This window comes from Thermococcus sp. SY098 (assembly GCF_035621495.1).
In the GTDB taxonomy this organism is placed as follows: Archaea; Methanobacteriota_B; Thermococci; order Thermococcales; family Thermococcaceae; genus Thermococcus_B.
Map to the genome: position 1 here is coordinate 1,814,588 of NZ_CP141821.1, position 15,542 is coordinate 1,830,129.

Consider the following 15,542-nt stretch of genomic DNA (forward strand, 5'->3'; position numbering starts at 1 on the left):
CATGGGCGTAAGAGATGTAGTATATGCATTAGAAAGATGGTTTCCAGAAATCGAAAGACCAAAACGACATGTCCCCTTGAAAGAAAAGTTTGCTTGGACGGGTATTGTATTGTTGTTATACTTTATACTCTCAGAAATACCCCTATTTGGAATGCCTCCAACTGTTCAGGATTATTTTCAAACTTTGAGAGTTGTTCTTGCGGGTAGAAGTGGAAGCATTCTCACTCTGGGTATCGGACCTATAGTCACAGCCGGAATTATCATGCAGCTTTTAGTCGGTTCTGAAATTATTAAGCTTGATTTATCTGATCATGAGGATAGAAGGTTCTATCAGGCACTGCAGAGGGTATTCGCAGTGTTCATGTGCTTCTTTGAGGCAGCCATCTATGTATTTGCCGGTGCCTTTGGGAATCCAGCATTAAGCATTAAAATACTCCTGATGCTGCAACTGGCTATGGGTGGAATACTGCTCATCATAATGGATGAACTTGTGAGCAAATGGGGAATTGGGAGTGGTATAAGCCTTTTCATTGCGGCTGGTGTTTCCCAGACAATAATTACAAGAGCGTTCAACCCACTAACCACAACTCAAGTGATTGATCCCCTCACTGGAAAACCTGCTATAATTGGTGCGATTCCTGCGTTTATCCAGCATTTAATCAACGGTGATTTGACAGGTGGATTTTATAGAGGTAACCTGCCAGACATGAGCAATGTGCTTGCAACATTTGTTGTCTTCCTCATAGTGGTTTACTTAGAAAGCATGCGTGTTGAAATTCCACTCAGCTACGGAAGAGTCACGGTTAGGGGAAGATATCCAATCAGGTTCATGTACGTTTCAAACATTCCAATTATCCTGACTTTTGCACTTTATGCAAATATCCAGCTCTGGGCGAGATTACTGCAAAGAATCGGATATCCAATTTTGGGGCAGTTTGACCCAGAAACAGGTGCAGCGATTTCGGGATTTGTCAGGTATACAATTCCTCCAAGGGACATTTTCCACGTTACGGCTGATCCAGGAAGGGCTCTAATCTATGCTCTCATGACAATCACTTGGTCACTGATATTTGGATTTCTCTGGGTTGAGCTAACTGGATTGGATGCAAAAAGTATAGCAAGACAACTTCAAAGAGCAGGGCTTCAGATCCCCGGATTCAGGAGAGATCCAAGAATACTGGAGAGGGTCCTCCAGAGGTACATTCCATACGTAACCTTCTGGGGTTCATTTACATTGGCAGTGGTTGCAATACTGGCAGATTTCCTTGGAGCATTAGGAACTGGAACTGGAATACTGCTGACTGTTGGTATACTCTACAGGTTCTATGAAGAGATAGCCAGAGAGCAAGTAAGCGAAATGTTCCCAATGTTGCGCAGGTTCTTTGGTTGACATTTCTTTTTCCAAAAAATCTTTAAACCCCCACTTCTTTTATCCCTTTGACAGCAAATTTCATTGAGCTTAATCTCAGATTCATTAGGGTGGTATCGATGCCATTTGTGGTCATGATAACTGGTATTCCTGGGGTAGGTAAGAGTACTATAACAAGATTAGCTTTAAGAAGAACCCGGGCTAAATTCAGGCTCATCAACTTTGGAGACTTAATGTTTGAGGAAGCTGTAAAGTTGGGCTGGGTTAGGCACAGGGATGAGATGAGAAAACTGGATCTGCCAAAGCAGAGAATCCTTCAGCAGAAAGTAGCAGAAAAAATTGCAGAGATAGCAAAAAAAGAACCCGTCTTGTTAGATACTCATGCAACGATCAGAACCCCTCTCGGCTATCTGCTTGGATTTCCTCGAAAAGTTATTGAGACAATAAACCCCACTTTCATTGTAATAATAGAAGCCACTCCAAGCGAGATCCTCGGAAGAAGATTGAGGGATCTCAAAAGAGATAGAGATGTTGAAACTGAAGAACAAATCCAGAGACATCAAGATTTAAATAGGGCTGCTGCGATAAGCTATGCAATGCATTCCAATGCACTTATAAAGATAATTGAAAACCATGAAGATAAGGGTCTTGAAGAGGCGGTTAATGAGTTAGTAAAAATACTTGATTTGGCGGTGGAGGAATATGCTTGAGCCTATATATGCTGTACTGGATAAGGTATTTGGACCGTTGCTGGTCTCAACTCATCCATTATGGGTAGTGACAATTTCAGGAATACTCTTGGGTGCATTCTTTACATTAGTAAATTATTTCTTAGTTGACCAAGAGAAGATGAAGAGACTTCAGAAACTCAGCAAAGAGTTCCAAAAGGAATGGAATGAAGCAAAGAAGTCGGGAGATGAAAAGAAACTTAGAAAACTTCAACAGAAACAGATGGAGCTTTTAAAGCTCCAGAATGAGGTTATGAAGGATACGTTCTTTAAGCCAATGCTCGTGACAATGCCAATATTCTGGATATTCTTTGGATGGATGAGGAGATGGTACACCGAAGTTGTTGTCGTAAAATTGCCATTCAACTTTTTCCTGGCTGACTTTTTCCACAAGTCATCGGCTCTCCATGCAAATGAGCTCGGTTACATTGGATGGTACATCCTGACTTCGATGGTAGTAGGACAGGTTTTAAGAAAGCTGCTTGATATGGCTTAGTTAAGTTTAAAAATGCTGAACAAAAATGCTAAGCGAGGTGGAGAAAATGAAACCAATGTATAGATCAAGGTCATGGAGGAGGAAATACGTTAGAACCCCTGGAGGAAGGACTGTCATACACTTTGAGAGAAGGAAGCCAAAGATAGCCCACTGTGCAATGTGTGGAAGACCACTTAACGGCATTCCAAGAGGAAGACCAAGTGAACTGAGGAAGTTGCCAAAGACCAAGAAGAGACCAGAGAGACCGATGCCACACCTCTGTCCAAGCTGCATGCGTAAGGTTATGAAGGCTCAGGTTAGAGCTCAAATTTCCTGATTTTTTAAAACTTTTATAAGTGGTTGAAATGCCAAAAGGCTGCTTAGTGATAACAGTAAGCGGTTTAGCTGGTTCAGGCACAACGACGCTCTGCAGGAACATCGCCAGGCACTACGGATTTAAGCACATATATGCCGGCTTAATTTTCAGGCAGATGGCAAGGGAAATGGGCATGACTCTGCAAGAGTTTCAAAAATACGCTGAGCTCCACCCAGAAATCGACAGAGAAGTAGATCGGAGGCAAGTTGAGGCTGCAAAAGAGTGCAACGTCGTGATTGAGGGTCGTTTAGCCGGTTGGATGGTTAGGAATGCTGACCTTAAAATATGGCTTGATGCCCCAATTAAAGTTAGAGCTGAAAGGGTTGCGAGGAGAGAGGGCATTAGTGTTGAGGAGGCATTCATGCAGATTGCCGAGAGGGAAAAGCAAAATAGGAAAAGATATTTAAACCTTTATGGTATTGACATCAACGACCTTTCGATTTATGATTTGGTCATAGACACTTCGAAATGGTCGCCCGATGGGGTCTTCGCTATTGTGAAGGCCGCCATCGACCACCTGTACCCCGATGGCGACACGGGGTTTAGAAAGAAAAAATGAGGAGGTGGGATGAATGCCAGCAATTGATATAGGGAGAATAGCTGTTGTTATTGCCGGAAGAAGAGCTGGACAAAAGGTTGTTGTGGTTGATATAATTGACAAGAACTTTGTCCTCGTTACTGGAGCAGGCCTGAATAAGGTTAAGAGAAGAAGGATGAACATAAAGCACATTGAGCCGCTTCCGGAGAAGATCAACATCCAAAGAGGAGCAAGCGACGAGGAAGTTAAGGCTGCTTTGGAGCAGGCTGGAATCAGCTTGGCTTGAAACTAAGCCAAGCTTTTTGACTTCTCTTTTCTAATTCTTACTTGGGTGAGATTTATGAAAAATGCACTTGTTACTGGAGCTTCCGGTGGAATTGGAAAGTTAATTGTAAAAAGATTGATTGAGCAGGATTATTTTGTTATTGGAGTTGGCAGGAATGAAAAAGCCCTGAGAAAGCTTAGCTCACTCGAAAATTTTGACTACATTATTATGGATTTAAGTGAAAAAGGAGCGGCAAAAAGGATTAGAAAGGCGCTGGAACAAAGGAGTATTGGAAGGCTTGATCTTCTCATTAACAACGCGGGCTTTGCTGTAGCTAAACCCCTTCTTGAGCAAGATGAAGATGAGCTTGAGAGGCTTTTCAAAGTAAATGTAATAGCCCCAATTGCGCTTACGAAGGAGTTTCTGGACATGATTCCCAGAGGTGGGAAAGTAGTTTTTATAATTAGTGGTGCTGCTTTTATAAATTCTGTGGATTTACCGGCTTATGGTGCATCAAAGGCAGCCCTCCACTATCTTGCAATAAATCTTGAAAAAGAGCTTAAAAATAGGGGTATTAGTGTCATCCGGATTTACCCAAAACAAGTTGCTACCCCTTTCTGGAAGAGAGTACCAAAGGGAGCAATCCCAGCAGAAAAAGTTGCTGATGCCATTATTGAAGCAATTCACAAAAACAAAAGTGAAGTTTTTGTTCCCTTTTACATCAGGATTGCGAAGTACTTCCCGAGATGGCCAGCATTTGATTATAAGTTCAAATTCTGAGGGCAGATTTATAAAGCAAAATTCTGAGATTCTTACATGGCAATCATTGGGTGATGCTCATGGCGAGAGATGAAGTTAGGAGAATCCTTCCTACAGACATCAAGAGGGAAGTGTTAATCAAAGATGAAAAAGCTGAAACTAACCCAAAATGGGGCTTTCCTCCAGAAAAAAGACCAATAGAAATGCACATGCAGTTTGGCATAATCAACTTAGACAAGCCTCCAGGACCGACAAGTCACGAGGTTGTTGCGTGGATTAAAAAGCTCTTTAACTTAAAGAAAGCGGGTCATGGGGGAACACTTGATCCAAAGGTCAGCGGTGTTTTACCGGTTGCCCTTGAGAAAGCAACCCGTGTGGTTCAGGCTCTTCTACCTGCGGGAAAGGAGTATATAGCCTTAATGCATCTCCATGGAGAGGTTCCAGAGGATAAAATCCACAAAGTCATGAAGGAGTTTGAGGGGGAGATCATTCAGAGACCTCCTCTAAGAAGTGCCGTTAAGAGAAGATTGAGAACGAGAAAGGTTTACTACATTGAAATTTTGGAGATTGACGGCAAGGATGTGCTCTTCAGAGTCGGCGTTGAAGCTGGAACTTACATACGTTCACTTATTCACCACATTGGGCTGGCTTTGGGTGTTGGTGCTCACATGGCCGAGTTGAGAAGAACGAGGAGCGGGCCATTTAAGGAGGATGAAACATTAGTGACTTTGCATGACCTTGTAGATTACTATCACTTCTGGAAGGAGGATGGAATAGAGGAGTACTTCAGGAAAGCAATCCAGCCAATGGAGAAAGCTGTGGAACATCTGCCGAAGGTATGGATAAGAGATTCTGCAGTTGCCGCTGTGACTTATGGAGCTGATTTGGCAGTTCCTGGGATTGTTAAGCTTCACGCTGGCATAAAGAGAGGAGATTTGGTTGCTGTAATGACCCTCAAGGATGAACTTGTTGCGTTAGGAAAAGCTATGATGACAAGCCAAGAGATGCTCAACAAGAGCAAGGGAATAGCTGTAGATGTTGAAAAGGTCTTCATGCCAAGGGATTGGTATCCAAAGATGTGGTGATTGTGGACTTTTCATAAACTTTTTTTCCACTGTTGCGCTCATTTAGGTATGGCTTTACCCCCTTCTTAATATAGTATATAGTTCAAATAGGCTTAGTGAAACTATTGGTTGGGTATCCTAATTCTACAAAAAAGCGGAAATAATTACATTTGGTAAAAGGAAAGGTTATAAGAAGGTTGATTGAATATTAATTTCAGTGGCACTATGGAGATGTGGTAGTATGATGTCATGGGACAAACTAGGAGTCTATGCTGGTATGTTTATCGGCTTGTTGTACTTTCTTTTCCTTTTAGTGCATCGGAAAAGGATAAGTAGAGAAGGCTGGCTCTTAAATATCGAAATAGCGTTGTTTGTTTTATCAATAAGCATTGCAAATTACATGTCTCTTCGAGAATATACAGGGGCAACTGTCATTGGAGCTCTGTCATGGGCATGGTTAATCATAATAGCTTTGACCACGCTGTATGTAATTAAATCTGGGACATTGACAGGGAGATAAGAGCCATCTTTTTAAACCTTCTCAGTGAATCTTCAACCATGAGCCACTACTATTCCGAGAATCCCAATGTTCCACTAAAAACCAAGACAATTGAGGTATTTATTAGAGGACAGTATTTTAAGTTCATTACAGCGAGCGGAGTCTTCTCTTTTGGTAAATATGACGAAGGCACCCGGTTATTGGTTGAAAATGCTATTCTCGAAAAAGACTGGCGTGTTTTGGATTTAGGCTGTGGGTATGGTGCAATTGGCATTGTGATATCTAAATTCGTTGATTACGTTGTCATGACTGACATTAACAGGAGAGCGGTAAGTATAGCAAAGAAAAACTTAAAAATCAACAATGTGAAGAATGCCGAGGTTAGGTGGGGCAATCTTTATGAACCCATCAAAGGAGAAAAGTTTCACAGCATAATTACAAACCCTCCGGTGCATGCTGGCAAGGAAGTTTTGAGGGAAATAGTTATAAATGCTCCCAAGCATCTCTACGATGGAGGTCTGCTCCAGCTGGTGATAAGAACTAATCAGGGCGCAAAGTTTATTAAAGCCCTAATGGAGCAAACCTTTAATGATGTGAGAGAATTAGCTAAGGGGAGTGGTTATAGGGTATATGCCGGGATCGCCTAGCCTGGGATGGCGCGGGCCTTGAGAGCCCGTGGGCGTTTGCCCGCCGGGGTTCAAATCCCCGTCCCGGCGCCAAAATCCTCTTTGAAGGATTGAAGCTGGAGGTGTAGTTATAATGGCAGATTTCAGACACATCGTTCGTGTTGCGGGAGTCGATTTGGATGGGAATAAGCAACTTAGATGGGCGCTCACAGGAATAAAAGGGATAGGCATAAACTTTGCCACGATGGTGTGCAGAGTTGCTGGATTAGATCCATTTCAGAAGGCAGGTTATCTAACAGACGAGCAGGTTAAGCTTATTGAGAAAATCCTTGAAGATCCAGTTAAACATGGAATCCCACCCTGGGCAGTAAACAGACCAAAGGACTACGAGACTGGAAGGGACATGCACCTCATTGGTGCAAAGCTTGTCATGGCATGGCGTGAGGACATCAACAGGCTCAGGAGAATTAGGGCATACAGAGGCATTAGACACGAGCTTGGCTTGCCATTGAGAGGACAGAGAACGAGGTCAAACTTCAGAAGAGGAACAACAGTCGGTGTAAGGAGAAAGAAGAAGTGAGGTGATATAAATGGGAGACCCTAAGAGACAAAGGAAGAAGTACGAAACTCCCTCTCATCCATGGATTAAGGAAAGGCTTGACAGAGAAAGAGTTTTGATGAAGAAGTACGCTCTCAAAAACAAGAAAGAGCTTTGGAAGCACGAGACTCAGCTTAAGGAGTTCAGAAGAAGAGCAAGAAGACTTCTTGCGGCAAGAGGAAAGCAGGCAGAAATCGAGAGGCAGCAGCTCCTTCAGAGATTAGCAAGACTTGGGCTCCTTCCAGAAAATGCAGTATTGGATGACGTTCTCTCACTTACAATTGAAGACATCTTAGAGAGAAGACTTCAGACACTTGTTTATAAGAAGGGACTTGCAAGGACAATTAAACAGGCAAGACAGCTCATTGTTCACGGGCACATAGAGGTCAACGGGCAAATAATCAGGTCACCAAGCTACCTCGTTCTCAGAGAAGAGGAAGATGGTATAACCTATGCAAAGACCTCGCCTTTTGCTAAGGAGTCACACCCCGAGAGGGTTGTTATTGAGCAGGCTAAGCAGGCGGGTGAGGCTCAATGAGTGAGGAGGTAAATATTAAGAAGAAAGAGAAATGGGGAGTTGCTCACATTTACTCCTCATACAACAACACCATAATTCACATAACTGACCTCACAGGTGCAGAGACAATTTCAAGATGGAGCGGCGGTATGGTTGTTAAGGCAGACAGAGATGAGCCATCTCCGTATGCAGCAATGATCGCTGCCAAGAGGGCAGCTGAAGAGGCTTTGGAGAAGGGTATTGTTGGTGTTCACATTAAAGTTAGAGCCCCCGGGGGAAGTAAGAGCAAAACACCTGGACCTGGTGCTCAGGCAGCAATTAGAGCTTTAGCCAGGGCTGGTCTCAAGATCGGTCGCGTTGAGGACGTAACACCAATACCTCATGATGGTACAAGACCCAAGGGCGGTCGTAGGGGTAGAAGAGTTTAGCTTTCTTTACAACTTCTTTTTTGGTGAGAAAAAATGAAAATCAAAGTTCTTGAAAAAAGGGAAGATGCAATTCGCTTTATCTTAGAGGGCGTTGATGCAGCTTTCGCAAATGCACTGAGAAGGGTGATAATCGGAGAGGTTCCGACTTTTGCAGTTGATGAGGTTGAGTTCTATGAGAACGATTCAGCCCTTTTCGATGAGATTATAGCACACCGCTTGGCTATGATACCCCTTACCACTCCATATGACAGGTTTGAGCTCGATGCTCTTGAGCTTGATGAATATACTGTCACTTTAAGCTTAGAGGCTGAAGGACCGGGTATAGTGTACTCAGGTGATTTAAAGAGTGATGATCCTGATGTTAAACCTGTGACACCAAACATACCGATTGTAAAGCTGGCTGAAGGTCAAAAATTGACTCTAAATGCCTATGCCAAGCTTGGAAGAGGAAAAGATCATGCGAAGTGGCAGCCGGGCTTTGCTTATTACAAATACCTCACAGAGATTCATGTCAGCAAAGAAGTTCCAGAGTGGGAGAAAATAAAGAAGCTGGCAAAGAAAAGAAAACTACCTATCGAAGAAACCGAAGAGGAGCTGGTAATAAAGACAATCACTGCTTTCTATCTTCCAAGAGAATTTGAGCAGTACATTGGCACTCTGATTAAAGAAGAAATTGTGCCGGATACATTCGTGTTTACAGTAGAAAGCAACGGAGAACTGCCAGTTGAGGAAATAGTGAGCATAGCGCTCAAGATTTTAATGAGAAAGAGCGATAAATTTATAAACGAGCTTCATAAATTAGCCGAATAGCCGTAGTGCGGGGGTTGCCGAGCCTGGTCAAAGGCGCGGGATTCAGGGTCCCGTCCCGTAGGGGTTCCGGGGTTCAAATCCCCGCCCCCGCACCATAATGATCACCCCGTCCCTCGCTGCGAGAAGGAATTGAGGAGGAATGCTCATGAAGAGAACTGGTCCAACTGATATTAATTTGAGAAGGCTTATAAGGTATTTAAGGAAGAAGTCAAACGAGGAAGGAGTAAGGATATGGAAGGACATAGCTTGGCGTCTTGAAAGACCAAGAAGGCAGAGAGCTGAGGTGAACATCAGCAAAATTAACAGATACACAAAGGAAGGGGACGTTGTTATAGTCCCAGGAAGTGTTCTTGGTGCAGGAAACCTTGACCATAAGGTTGTTGTAGCCGCGTGGAAGTTCAGCGAAAAAGCTAAAGAAAAGATTATCAACGCTGGTGGAGAGGCAATAACAATTGAAGAACTAATCGAGAGAAATCCAAAAGGTAGTGGAGTAATCATAATGGAGTGATGAGCTATGAGAATTATTAACGCTGAAGGTCTCATATTGGGAAGACTTGCATCAAAAGTCGCCAAGATGCTCCTTGAGGGGGAAGAAGTCGTCATTGTCAATGCTGAAAAAGCTATAATCACTGGAAACAGAGAGGACATCTTTGCAAAGTATAAACAGAGAACTGAGCTTAGAACAAGGACAAACCCAAGAAGAGGTCCCTTCTATCCAAAGAGAAGTGACGAGATCGTTAGAAGAACAATTAGAGGGATGCTTCCATGGAAGACCGACAGAGGCAGGAAGGCTTTCAAGAGACTCAAAGTTTACGCCGGTGTTCCAAAGGAGTTTGAAGGAAGAGAGTTTGAGACAATAATGGAAGCACATATGTCAAGGCTTAAGACGCCCAAGTATGTGACGGTTGGGGAGGTTGCAAAGTATTTGGGTGGAAAGTTCTGAGGTGATAATAATGAGGATCATTCAAACGGCCGGAAAGAGAAAGACCGCAATTGCAAGGGCAACGATTAGAGAGGGTAAGGGCAGGATAAGGATCAACAACAAGCCCGTTGAGATTATTGAGCCTGAGATAGCAAGATTCACGATCCTTGAGCCGCTTATCCTAGCTGGTGAAGAAATCGTCAGCAAAGTTGATATTGATGTCAAAGTACAGGGCGGAGGATTCATGGGGCAGGCTGAGGCTGCAAGAGTTGCAATTGCAAGGGCTTTAGTAGAGTGGACAGGAGACATGAATCTCAAGGAGAAGTTTATGAAGTACGACAGAACAATGCTTGTCGGCGACAGCAGAAGAACTGAGCCACACAAGCCAAACAGGTCAACAAAAGGTCCAAGGGCAAAGAGGCAAAAGAGCTATCGTTGAATTGGTTTGCTTTCCTTTAAAACTTTAGTTTGGTTAAAACTTTAAAAGGTGATTTGGTTGATAGTTCCCGTGAGATGCTTTACATGTGGAAAGGTCATAGGTGATAAATACTACATCTTTAAAGAGCGTGTTGAGAAGGGCGAAGATCCTGAGAAAGTGCTTGATGACCTTGGATTGGAGAGATACTGCTGCAGGAGAATGCTCCTCACTCATGTTGAGTTGATTGATGACATAATGCAGTATAGGGTGTATTAAAAACCACATTTCTTTAGGTGGGGCCGTGGGGTAGCTTGGTCCATCCTCTCGGCCTGGGGCGCCGGAGACCCGGGTTCAAATCCCGGCGGCCCCACCAAAATTGGCATAGGTGGTAAACATGTTCAAGTACACGAGATTTGAAAAGGCGAGAATCATTGGAGCAAGAGCACTGCAGATAGCAATGGGAGCTCCCGTCTTGATCGACGTTCCAGAGGGCATAACCCCGTTAGATGCTGCAATATTGGAGTTTGAAAAGGGCATAATACCAATAACCGTTATAAGACCGAGCTGATGAAAGATGACGATAATAGAGAACGTTGTGGGTAGGGTTACAATCCTCAGAGGTGGCAAATATTCGATTGAAGTTGATGTTATAACCAGCTCTGGCTTTGGGAGATTTGCAGCTCCCGTTGACAAGAACCCTTCCCTATACATTGTTGAAGCCCACAGAGCTGTTAGCGAAGTAGATGAGATCATAGGACCTGAGCTAATTGGGTTTGATGCTCAAGAACAGGAGCTCATTGACAGTTATCTCTGGGAGATTGATGGGACGGACAATTTGAGCCATATAGGTGCCAACACTGCATTGGCTGTTTCAGTAGCTGTCGCAAAAGCTGCAGCTAACGTAAAGAAGATGCCTCTTTACAGCTACATCGGAGGAACATTTACAACGGAGCTTCCAGTGCCGCTCATCGGCTTTGCAAGTGATGATGCTTTTGAGTACTACGTTATGGTCAGAGATTTGATGGAGATAACAGATGTTGTTGATGCGATGGTCAAGATTGAAGAACACACAGAAAAAATAAGTGTTGAGGAACTCTCAAAGGCTTCAGAAGTCGCAAGTGATGAACTTGGATTGGATATTGCAATAGGAATTGTTCAAAAAAGACCTCTTGAGCTTGAAGAAGTTCTCAGGACGGTTGAGGACAACAACATAGCATATATAAAGCCGCTTGGAGAAGAGGAGCTTTTCCTTGAGCTCATTGCCAGCACACATGGAGTTTTTGTTGATGGTGAATACCTCTTTAAGGAGAAGGATATACTTGATAGGAGGTACTACAACGCGCTTTCAATAAAGCCTATAAACTTCGGCACACTTACCGACTTATACAACCTTGTGAATGATGCGAAATCCGAGAGGATTACGCCCATATTGGCTGAGGCAAAATTTGAATCGGCTGATGAGGCTTTGCCTCATATGGCTGTTGGGCTCAAATGCCCAGCTATAATGCTTTACAAAGATTCGCTCGTTAAAATAAACGAACTGATTAGGATAGCCGAAGATTTGGGTGAAAGAGGAAGGATAATAACATTTGAGGGGTGAAAGGAATGGATGAGTATTTGGTTCCACTCGACCAATATTTGGCGGCTGGAGTTCACATCGGAACACAGCAGAAAACTAAGGATATGAAGAAGTTCATATATAGGGTCAGGCAAGATGGTCTCTACGTTTTGGATGTTAGGAAGACGGATGAAAGGCTCCGCATTGCTGGTAAGTTCCTTGCAAAGTTTGAGCCAGACAAAATCTTAGCGGTCAGCGTTAGACTCTACGGTCAGAAGCCTGTTAAAAAGTTTGGCGAAGTTACAGGGGCAAGGGCAATTCCGGGGAGATTCCTTCCAGGGACAATGACAAATCCAGCAGTCAAAAACTTCTTTGAGCCAGATGTTCTGATTGTCACAGACCCAAGGGCTGACCACCAGGCACTCAAGGAAGCTGTTGAAGTTGGAATTCCCATCGTGGCATTAGTTGACACCGAGAACTTGCTCAGCTACGTTGACTTGGCAATTCCAACAAACAACAAAGGTAGAAAGGCTCTGGCATTGATTTACTGGATACTTGCAAGGGAGATTCTCTATAACCGCAAAGAAATCGAGAGCAGAGAGGACTTCAAGGTTCCGGTTGAGGACTTTGAGATGAGGATTGTTAGGACTTGAGCTTTCTTTTCTTCATTCTTAGCTTAATGATTTTAACCAAAATCCTATAAGCTCTTCTGCGTAACTTATTTTGGGTGGTAGTGATGATCAGGTATTCTGCTGTAGCGGGCAGCTTTTATCCTACTGGCGAAGAGCTGGTGATAATGCTTGAACGCTTTTTCAGTGACTTAGGAGAGCTTGGCAGTGAGAGAAAGATAACAGCGGGCGTTGCACCTCATGCTGGCTATGTTTTCTCTGGTTATACGGCTTCAAGAACATACAAAGCTATTTATGAAGATGGTCTTCCAGAGACATTCGTCATAATAGGGCCAAATCACACTGGCTTAGGCTCACCCGTTGCCGTATATCCAGAAGGAGAATGGATCACTCCGTTAGGAGGGGTTGAAGTTGATGCTGAGTTAGCCAGAGCAATTGTCAAGAGTTCCAGCATTGCCGACTTGGATGAGCTGGCTCACAAGTATGAGCATTCCATAGAGGTTCAACTACCATTTATACAGTACATAGTTGATAAGGCTGGTAAGGAAATCAAAATAGTGCCAATAGCTTTAGGGCTACAAGATGAAGAAGTTGCTGAAGATTTAGGAAAAGCAATTTTTGAAGCTTCCCATGAGCTTGGCAGAGATGTTGTTGTGATTGCAAGCACTGACATGATGCACTATGGCTACATGTACGGCTACGTTCCCTTCAGGGCGAGGGGAGAAGACCTGCTCGGCAGGATTAAGGAGTGGGACTTCAGGGTTATTCAGAAAATCTTGGAATTTGACTACAAGGGCATGTTTGAGGAGATAAGGAAAATGGATCACACAATGTGCGGCCCGGGTGGAGTTGCCACTGGGATAGTGTTTTCAAGGTTAGCTGGAGCCCTTGAAGCAGAGCTTTTACACTACACCACAAGCTTTGAGGTCAGCAGAAGTACAGATGCAATAGTTGGCTATGCGTCGATTGTTATGAGAAAGCCTTGACACCTCTCTTACTATTTTGAGACCAAAAGGAAAATAAATCTTGGGCTTTAAATTTCTTAGGGGTAAATTTCACTGGATTTAATGGAGGGTTCAAAATGAGAGTTCTTGCATCAGCTCCTGCTAAAATTATTCTTTTCGGTGAGCACAGCGTCGTTTATGGAAAACCTGCTATAGCAGCGGCTATTGATTTGAGGACATACGTTTGGGCTGAGTTCAACAAGAACGGAAGGATTAGGATTGAGGCAAAGGATATTAAAATCCCTGGGTTAACCGTGTCTTTTTCGGAAAGTGAAATTTACTTTGAAACAGATTATGGAAAAGCTGCAGAGGTTTTGAGCTACGTAAGAGAAGCCATAAACCTTGTTTTAGAGGAAGCAGGAAAGCAAAAAGGAGTTACGGTATCTATAACGTCACAAATTCCTGTTGGTGCCGGTTTGGGTTCATCAGCCGCCGTAGCAGTTGCAACAATCGGTGCAGTTTCAAGACTTTTGGGCCTGGAGCTCACAAAGGAAGAAGTTGCAAAGCTCGGACATAAAACTGAGCTTTTAGTCCAGGGAGCTTCGAGTGGAATTGATCCAACAGTTTCGGCAATTGGTGGTTTCCTTTACTATGAAAAGGGTACGTTTGAAGAGTTACCAGCAATAGAGTTGCCGATTGTCATTGGGTACACAGGGTCAAGCGGTAGCACAAAGGAGTTGGTTGCAAAAGTGAGAAGGAGCTTTGAGGAGATGCCCGATATTATCACTCCAATCCTGAACTCAATGGGCAAGGTCGTTGAGAAAGCCAAAGAGGTTATTCTGGCGGATTACGATAAAGAGATTAAATTCCAGCTTCTTGGACAACTCATGAACATAAATCATGGTTTGCTTGACGCTCTTGGAGTCTCAACAAAGAGCTTAAGTGATTTGGTATATGCTTCGAGGGAGGCTGGCGCTTTAGGGGCAAAGATTACGGGCGCCGGTGGTGGGGGATGTATGTATGCCTTAGCTCCAGGAAAGCAGAGTGAAGTGGCAACAGCAATAAAGATTGCCGGTGGAATGCCTATGATAACAAAGATCAGCAGAGAGGGTCTTAGAATAGAGGAGGTTGAGGAATGATAATCATCAAACTTGGTGGAAGTGTAATAAGTGACAAAGAGATGGAATACTCGTTTCACAAGCACATAGTGGAGCAGATAGCTGAAGAAATTGCTCAGTTTTATCCAGAGGAGAACTTCATATTGGTTCACGGTGGCGGGAGCTTTGGGCATCCAAATGCAAAGGAATACAAAATCACTGAAGGGCTTGTTGGAGATGTTGATAGAAAGAGAATTGGTTTTTCAAAAACGCATCAGGCAATGCTCAGGCTTAATGACTTAATAGTTCAAACTTTCTTAGGGAAAGGCTTGCCTGCTTATTCTGTATCTTCCTCATCGATCTTTCTGATTGAAAATAAAGAGATAGTTTATGCTGAGCTTGAGATTTTGAGAAAGCTTCTCGAGCTTAAGTTTATCCCCATTCTGTTTGGGGACACGGCAATAGCTCTCGATAAGGGCATAGGCATTCTTTCGGGAGATCAGATAGTAAGCTATTTAGCAAAGATGCTTAAGCCGAACAAAGTCATCTTTTTGATGGACGTTGATGGAATTTACAACAAGAATCCAAGGGAAAGAGATGCAAAGCTGATTGAAGAGCTCAATGCTGAAGAAATCAGACATTTGCTGGAAAGTTCAGAATCAGCTGGAATTGATGTAACTGGAGGAATTGGAAACAAGCTGAGAGAGGCTTTAAAGATAGCAGAGCACAGTGAAGTTTATTTCATAAACGGGAAGGTTAGGGATAATCTCAGCAAGGCCATCAAAGGTCAAAGAGTTGGCACAAGGCTTAGATTTTAATGTCCTTTTTTGTTTAGTCTTTTACTCAGCTTTCTTTTGACTGATGGGGTTATTGAAAATTCAGTTAAAAAGTAAGAACTCATGAAAAAAAAAGCGTAACAAAT

General features: G+C 43.3%; 24 protein-coding genes and 3 tRNA genes. All 27 read left to right on the forward strand.

The window, feature by feature from the left end:
• Window position 1: 1 nt before the first annotated feature.
• The 27 genes from secY (at window position 2) to VFC49_RS10260 (ending at window position 15,438) form a co-directional block, all read left to right on the forward strand.
• The gene (gene secY, locus VFC49_RS10130; protein WP_324735451.1) at window positions 2-1,390 is read left to right on the forward strand and encodes a preprotein translocase subunit SecY; all 1,389 of its coding nucleotides are present in this window, start codon (window positions 2-4) and stop codon (window positions 1,388-1,390) included.
• A 98-nt stretch (window positions 1,391-1,488) separates the two neighbouring features.
• Window positions 1,489-2,079: an adenylate kinase gene (locus VFC49_RS10135; RefSeq protein WP_324735452.1), complete on the forward strand. Its 591-nt coding sequence runs from the start codon at window positions 1,489-1,491 to the stop codon at window positions 2,077-2,079.
• Entirely contained in the window at window positions 2,072-2,593 is a 522-nt protein-coding gene (locus VFC49_RS10140) for a DUF106 domain-containing protein (RefSeq protein ID WP_013466393.1), read from the forward strand. The genes VFC49_RS10135 and VFC49_RS10140 overlap by 8 nt, the downstream gene beginning before the upstream one ends.
• 46 nt (window positions 2,594-2,639) lie before the next feature.
• Entirely contained in the window at window positions 2,640-2,909 is a 270-nt protein-coding gene (locus VFC49_RS10145; protein ID WP_013466394.1) for a 50S ribosomal protein L34e, read from the forward strand.
• Between the two features lie 28 nt (window positions 2,910-2,937).
• Window positions 2,938-3,507, forward strand: a complete 570-nt coding sequence (gene cmk / locus VFC49_RS10150) for a (d)CMP kinase (protein ID WP_324736737.1) — start codon at window positions 2,938-2,940, stop codon at window positions 3,505-3,507.
• Window positions 3,508-3,520: 13 nt separating this feature from the next.
• On the forward strand, window positions 3,521-3,772 hold the full coding sequence (locus VFC49_RS10155; protein WP_324735453.1) for a 50S ribosomal protein L14e: 252 nt from the start codon (window positions 3,521-3,523) through the stop codon (window positions 3,770-3,772).
• Window positions 3,773-3,826: 54 nt separating this feature from the next.
• Window positions 3,827-4,531 carry an SDR family NAD(P)-dependent oxidoreductase gene (locus VFC49_RS10160; protein ID WP_324735454.1) on the forward strand — a complete coding sequence of 235 codons (705 nt, stop codon included), beginning with the start codon at window positions 3,827-3,829 and terminating at the stop codon, window positions 4,529-4,531.
• 59 nt (window positions 4,532-4,590) lie between these two features.
• Window positions 4,591-5,595 carry an RNA-guided pseudouridylation complex pseudouridine synthase subunit Cbf5 gene (locus tag VFC49_RS10165; RefSeq protein ID WP_324736738.1) on the forward strand — a complete coding sequence of 335 codons (1,005 nt, stop codon included), beginning with the start codon at window positions 4,591-4,593 and terminating at the stop codon, window positions 5,593-5,595.
• Window positions 5,596-5,815: 220 nt separating this feature from the next.
• The gene (locus VFC49_RS10170; protein ID WP_324735455.1) at window positions 5,816-6,094 is read left to right on the forward strand and encodes a hypothetical protein; all 279 of its coding nucleotides are present in this window, start codon (window positions 5,816-5,818) and stop codon (window positions 6,092-6,094) included.
• Between the two features lie 38 nt (window positions 6,095-6,132).
• Window positions 6,133-6,720, forward strand: a complete 588-nt coding sequence (locus VFC49_RS10175; RefSeq protein WP_324735456.1) for a class I SAM-dependent methyltransferase — start codon at window positions 6,133-6,135, stop codon at window positions 6,718-6,720.
• Window positions 6,706-6,792: transfer RNA gene (locus tag VFC49_RS10180), tRNA-Ser, on the forward strand. The genes VFC49_RS10175 and VFC49_RS10180 overlap by 15 nt, the downstream gene beginning before the upstream one ends.
• A 40-nt stretch (window positions 6,793-6,832) precedes the next feature.
• Window positions 6,833-7,279 carry a 30S ribosomal protein S13 gene (locus tag VFC49_RS10185; RefSeq protein ID WP_324735457.1) on the forward strand — a complete coding sequence of 149 codons (447 nt, stop codon included), beginning with the start codon at window positions 6,833-6,835 and terminating at the stop codon, window positions 7,277-7,279.
• 10 nt (window positions 7,280-7,289) lie between these two features.
• A complete protein-coding gene (locus VFC49_RS10190) occupies window positions 7,290-7,835 on the forward strand; it encodes a 30S ribosomal protein S4 (RefSeq protein ID WP_056933129.1) in 546 nt (181 codons plus the stop codon).
• A complete protein-coding gene (locus tag VFC49_RS10195) occupies window positions 7,832-8,242 on the forward strand; it encodes a 30S ribosomal protein S11 (RefSeq protein ID WP_013466405.1) in 411 nt (136 codons plus the stop codon). Before VFC49_RS10190 ends, VFC49_RS10195 begins: the two co-directional genes overlap by 4 nt.
• Before the next feature lie 33 nt (window positions 8,243-8,275).
• Window positions 8,276-9,052 (forward strand): DNA-directed RNA polymerase subunit D, encoded by a 777-nt coding sequence (locus tag VFC49_RS10200; protein ID WP_324735458.1) that lies wholly within the window; start codon window positions 8,276-8,278, stop codon window positions 9,050-9,052.
• Between the two features lie 7 nt (window positions 9,053-9,059).
• Window positions 9,060-9,147, forward strand: a tRNA-Leu gene (locus VFC49_RS10205).
• Window positions 9,148-9,197: 50 nt separating this feature from the next.
• On the forward strand, window positions 9,198-9,560 hold the full coding sequence (locus VFC49_RS10210) for a 50S ribosomal protein L18e (protein WP_324736739.1): 363 nt from the start codon (window positions 9,198-9,200) through the stop codon (window positions 9,558-9,560).
• A 6-nt stretch (window positions 9,561-9,566) separates the two neighbouring features.
• Entirely contained in the window at window positions 9,567-9,995 is a 429-nt protein-coding gene (gene rplM / locus VFC49_RS10215; protein WP_324735459.1) for a 50S ribosomal protein L13, read from the forward strand.
• A 10-nt stretch (window positions 9,996-10,005) separates the two neighbouring features.
• Window positions 10,006-10,413 (forward strand): 30S ribosomal protein S9, encoded by a 408-nt coding sequence (locus VFC49_RS10220; protein WP_013466409.1) that lies wholly within the window; start codon window positions 10,006-10,008, stop codon window positions 10,411-10,413.
• Between the two features lie 57 nt (window positions 10,414-10,470).
• Window positions 10,471-10,668: a DNA-directed RNA polymerase subunit N gene (locus VFC49_RS10225; RefSeq protein WP_042679484.1), complete on the forward strand. Its 198-nt coding sequence runs from the start codon at window positions 10,471-10,473 to the stop codon at window positions 10,666-10,668.
• A gap of 19 nt (window positions 10,669-10,687) precedes the next feature.
• Window positions 10,688-10,765: transfer RNA gene (locus VFC49_RS10230), tRNA-Pro, on the forward strand.
• A gap of 21 nt (window positions 10,766-10,786) precedes the next feature.
• Window positions 10,787-10,960 (forward strand): DNA-directed RNA polymerase subunit K, encoded by a 174-nt coding sequence (locus VFC49_RS10235; protein ID WP_013466411.1) that lies wholly within the window; start codon window positions 10,787-10,789, stop codon window positions 10,958-10,960.
• 6 nt (window positions 10,961-10,966) lie between these two features.
• On the forward strand, window positions 10,967-11,992 hold the full coding sequence (locus VFC49_RS10240) for a hypothetical protein (protein ID WP_324735460.1): 1,026 nt from the start codon (window positions 10,967-10,969) through the stop codon (window positions 11,990-11,992).
• Between the two features lie 5 nt (window positions 11,993-11,997).
• Window positions 11,998-12,603 (forward strand): 30S ribosomal protein S2, encoded by a 606-nt coding sequence (rpsB, locus tag VFC49_RS10245; protein WP_324735461.1) that lies wholly within the window; start codon window positions 11,998-12,000, stop codon window positions 12,601-12,603.
• Window positions 12,604-12,686: 83 nt separating this feature from the next.
• Window positions 12,687-13,565 carry an MEMO1 family protein gene (locus VFC49_RS10250; protein WP_324736740.1) on the forward strand — a complete coding sequence of 293 codons (879 nt, stop codon included), beginning with the start codon at window positions 12,687-12,689 and terminating at the stop codon, window positions 13,563-13,565.
• Between the two features lie 95 nt (window positions 13,566-13,660).
• On the forward strand, window positions 13,661-14,662 hold the full coding sequence (locus VFC49_RS10255) for a mevalonate kinase (protein ID WP_324735462.1): 1,002 nt from the start codon (window positions 13,661-13,663) through the stop codon (window positions 14,660-14,662).
• A complete protein-coding gene (locus VFC49_RS10260) occupies window positions 14,659-15,438 on the forward strand; it encodes an isopentenyl phosphate kinase (RefSeq protein ID WP_324735463.1) in 780 nt (259 codons plus the stop codon). Before VFC49_RS10255 ends, VFC49_RS10260 begins: the two co-directional genes overlap by 4 nt.
• Window positions 15,439-15,542: the final 104 nt, after the last annotated feature.